Raw genomic sequence first — 3,401 nt, forward strand, 5'->3', positions numbered from 1 at the left:
CAATTTTGGGAGTGCTCCGCACTCCAGCGGGAGCAAGCTCCCTCGCCACAAAAGCGTATTGATTCAGTTTTTTCAGAAGTTCAGGCAGGGCCGCTGCGACGGCCTTCGCCTTTTTGGAGCACCGCACCATGACACTTGCAGTCCAGTTCACCAACGTTTCCCGTCTGTTCGGCGAAGTGAAAGCCGTAGACCGGGTTTCTATCGACATCCAGGACGGCGAGTTCTTCTCCATGCTGGGCCCCTCCGGCTCCGGCAAAACCACCTGTTTGCGCCTGATCGCCGGTTTCGAACAACCGAGCGCAGGCTCCATCCGTATTCATGGCGAAGAGGCCGCCGGCCTTCCGCCCTATCAGCGTGACGTCAACACGGTCTTCCAGGACTACGCGCTGTTCCCGCACATGAACGTTCGCGACAACGTCGCCTACGGTTTGAAAGTCAAAGGCGTCGGCAAGGTCGAACGCCAGAAACGCGCTGAAGAGGCCCTCGACATGGTCGCCCTCGGCGGCTACGGCGAGCGCAAGCCGGTGCAACTGTCCGGCGGCCAGCGCCAGCGTGTGGCCCTGGCCCGCGCCCTGGTCAATCGACCTCGCGTCTTGCTGCTCGATGAGCCGTTGGGCGCTCTCGACTTGAAGCTGCGCGAGCAAATGCAGAGCGAGCTGAAGAAGTTGCAGCGTCAGCTCGGCATCACGTTCATCTTCGTCACCCACGACCAGACCGAAGCCTTATCGATGTCTGACCGCGTCGCCGTGTTCAACAAGGGTCGCATCGAACAGGTCGATACACCGCGCAACCTCTACATGAAACCGGCGACCACGTTCGTCGCCGAATTCGTCGGCACCTCCAACGTGATTCGCGGCGACCTGGCGAAGCAGCTCAGTGGCAACCCGCAGCCGTTTTCGATTCGTCCCGAACACGTGCGCTTTGCCGAAGGCCCGCTGGCCAGTCACGAGATCGAAGTCAGTGGCCTGCTCCACGACATCCAATACCAGGGCAGCGCCACGCGCTATGAAATGAAACTGGAAAACGGCCAGACCCTGAGCATCAGCCAGGCCAATGTGCAATGGCTCGACGTCAGCGCCCAGCATCAAACCGGGCAACGCATCAGCGCACGCTGGGCGCGCGAAGCGATGATCCCTCTGCACGACACCGTTGTTGGCGGGGTGTGAGATGACCAGCGTGGCTATTCCTCAGACCCCGGCCGGCGGCTCGCCGCTGCGCAGGTTTTCCAACCTGCTGTACCGCCGGCCGAACTTTTACCTGTCGCTGTTGCTGGTGCCGCCGCTGTTGTGGTTCGGCGCAATCTACCTCGGCTCGCTGCTGGTGCTGCTGTGGCAAGGCTTCTACACCTTCGATGATTTCACCATGGCGGTCACTCCCGACCTGACCCTGGCGAACTTCGCGGCGCTGTTCCAGCCGTCAAACTTCGACATCATCCTGCGCACCTTGAGCATGGCGATTGTGGTGTCGATCGCCAGCGCCATCGTCGCGTTTCCGATTGCCTACTACATGGCGCGCTATACCACCGGCAAGACCAAGGCGTTTTTCTACATCGCGGTGATGATGCCAATGTGGGCCAGTTACATCGTCAAGGCGTATGCCTGGACGTTGCTGCTGGCCAAGGGCGGTGTGGCGCAGTGGTTCGTCCAGCACCTTGGGCTGGAGCCGGTGCTGCAGTTCGTACTCGGCATTCCCGGGGTGGGCGGCAGCACCTTGTCGACCTCGCATCTAGGGCGCTTCATGGTGTTCGTCTACATCTGGCTGCCGTTCATGATCCTGCCGATCCAGGCGTCCCTGGAACGTCTGCCGCCGTCGTTGCTGCAAGCCTCGGCCGACCTCGGCGCCAAGCCGCGCCAGACCTTTATGCAAGTAATTCTGCCGCTGTCGATTCCAGGCATCGCGGCAGGCTCGATCTTCACGTTTTCGCTGACCCTGGGCGACTTCATCGTGCCGCAACTGGTGGGCCCGCCGGGCTACTTCGTCGGCAGCATGGTGTACGCACAGCAAGGCGCAATCGGCAACATGCCGATGGCCGCGGCCTTCACGCTGGTGCCGATTGTGTTGATCGCCATTTACCTGACCATCGTCAAACGACTGGGGGCCTTCGATGCACTCTGAAAAGGCCTCAATTGGCTTGAAAATCGCTGCCTGGGGCGGGTTGGTGTTTTTGCACTTCCCGATCCTGATCATCTTCATGTACGCCTTCAATACCGAAGACGCGGCGTTCAGCTTTCCACCCAAGGGCTTCACCCTGCATTGGTTCAGCGTGGCGTTTTCTCGCCCCGACGTACTGGAAGCGATCAAGCTGTCGGCACAAATCGCCGCCATTGCGACGTTGATTGCCATGGTGCTCGGCACGCTCGCGTCAGCAGCGTTGTACCGCAGGGATTTCTTCGGCAAACAAGGCATCTCGCTGATGCTGATCCTGCCGATCGCCCTGCCGGGGATCATCACCGGTATCGCGTTGCTGGCGACCTTCAAGACCTTCGGCATCGAGCCGGGGATGTTCACCATCATCGTCGGCCACGCAACCTTCTGCGTGGTGATCGTCTACAACAACGTCATCGCCCGTTTGCGCCGCACGTCCCACAGCCTGATCGAAGCCTCGATGGACCTCGGCGCCGACGGTTGGCAGACCTTCCGCTACATCGTCCTGCCGAACCTCGGCTCGGCGTTGCTGGCCGGCGGCATGCTCGCGTTTGCCCTGTCGTTCGACGAAATCATCGTGACCACCTTCACCGCCGGCCATGAACGCACCCTGCCGCTGTGGCTGCTCAACCAGCTCAGCCGCCCACGGGATGTGCCGGTCACCAACGTCGTCGCGATGCTGGTGATGATGGTGACCATGCTGCCGATTCTCGGCGCCTATTACCTGACCCGTGGCGGCGAAAGCGTGGCGGGCAGTGGCGGGAAATAAACCAGGAACCGAAACAAAAATCCCCTGTAGGAGCGAGCTCGCTCGCGATGGTCGTTAACGATGACGAGGGATGCCTGAATGAACACGGCGTCCTCGGGTTCATCGCGAGCGAGCTCGCTCCTACAGGGGGCCGGTTTCGACAGAAAAATAACAAGCTGCAATGAGGACTACGCCATGCAAACCAAACTCTTGATCAACGGCCAACTGCTCGACGGCGACGGCCCCACCCAACCGGTGTTCAACCCGGCCCTCGGCCGTGTGCTGGTGGAAATCAACGAAGCCAGCGAAGCCCAGGTCGATGCCGCCGTGCGCGCCGCCGATGCGGCGTTCGACAGCTGGTCGCAAACCCCGCCGAAAGAGCGTTCGCTGTTGCTGCTCAAACTCGCCGACGCCATCGAAGCCCACGGCGAAGAGCTGGCCAAGCTGGAATCGGACAACTGCGGCAAGCCCTACACCGCGGCGCTGAACGACGAGATCCCGGCGATTG

At 61.2% G+C, this 3,401-nt stretch carries 4 protein-coding genes; all 4 read left to right on the plus strand.

The annotated features are described in order from the left end of the window. The first annotated feature begins 128 nt into the window (after window positions 1-128). Entirely contained in the window at window positions 129-1,166 is a 1,038-nt protein-coding gene (locus EJA72_RS21275; RefSeq protein ID WP_157713339.1) for an ABC transporter ATP-binding protein, read from the plus strand. A gap of 1 nt (window position 1,167) precedes the next feature. Next, window positions 1,168-2,115 (plus strand): ABC transporter permease, encoded by a 948-nt coding sequence (locus EJA72_RS21280; RefSeq protein ID WP_157713340.1) that lies wholly within the window; start codon window positions 1,168-1,170, stop codon window positions 2,113-2,115. After that, window positions 2,105-2,914, plus strand: a complete 810-nt coding sequence (locus EJA72_RS21285) for an ABC transporter permease (RefSeq protein ID WP_157713341.1) — start codon at window positions 2,105-2,107, stop codon at window positions 2,912-2,914. Before EJA72_RS21280 ends, EJA72_RS21285 begins: the two co-directional genes overlap by 11 nt. Before the next feature lie 174 nt (window positions 2,915-3,088). Continuing rightward, window positions 3,089-3,401: aldehyde dehydrogenase family protein (locus tag EJA72_RS21290; RefSeq protein WP_157713342.1), on the plus strand; the 313-nt coding region annotated here is incomplete at its 3' end.

Origin of the sequence: Pseudomonas sp. PB120 (assembly GCF_009761815.1) — a bacterium.
GTDB lineage: Bacteria > Pseudomonadota > Gammaproteobacteria > Pseudomonadales > Pseudomonadaceae > Aquipseudomonas.